1 pseudogene is annotated in these 638 nt (G+C 68.5%); it reads left to right on the forward strand.

The annotated features are described in order from the left end of the window. A pseudogene (locus ACFHWU_RS29290) lies at positions 1–562 on the forward strand (group II intron reverse transcriptase/maturase); the annotation flags it as partial. Positions 563–638 lie beyond the last annotated feature (76 nt).

The raw sequence follows: 638 nt of genomic DNA on the forward strand, positions 1-638 counted from the left end.
GCTGGACGCCCACGCGTGGAAACTGGTCTACAAGTGGGCCAGGTTCACCCACGCGAACAAGCCGAGACGCTGGGTGGTAGCCCGGTACTTCGGCGAGTTCAACTCGTCCCGGCGCGACAGGTGGGTATTCGGGAGCCGGGAAACCGGCTACTACCTGCGCAAGTTCGCCTGGACTCCGATTGTCCGGCACCGGATGGTCGCAGGGACGGCATCACCCGACGACCCGACCCTGACCGACTACTGGACCCTGCGGCGTCGCCGCAGCAATCTCCCGGTGGACATCACCACGCAACGGCTCCTGCGAGCCCAGCACGGCCGGTGTCCGATCTGCCGAGACCTGCTGCTGCACGCCGACCACGAGCCGCGAAGCCCACGTGAGTGGGAACAATGGCTCACCGCCACCCGCAGAGCGGTCCGCAGACACGCGGTCACCGTCTGGGGAGCGGGAACACCGGACGAACGCGTCGCCAACCGCCTCATACACACCCACTGCCACCGCCGGACCACCAGCAACGGCAGCCCAGCACTTCCGCCCACCCGCGAGCCTCCAGGGCTTGCTTGAGCCGGTTGCCCGGAAAGCGGGCATGGCCGGTTCTGAGGGGGCCCCGGCGCAGCAATGCGCCGGGGCTACCCGACGA

Origin of the sequence: Micromonospora sp. LOL_015, assembly GCF_048060275.1 — a bacterium.
Classification (GTDB): Bacteria; Actinomycetota; Actinomycetes; order Mycobacteriales; family Micromonosporaceae; genus Micromonospora_E.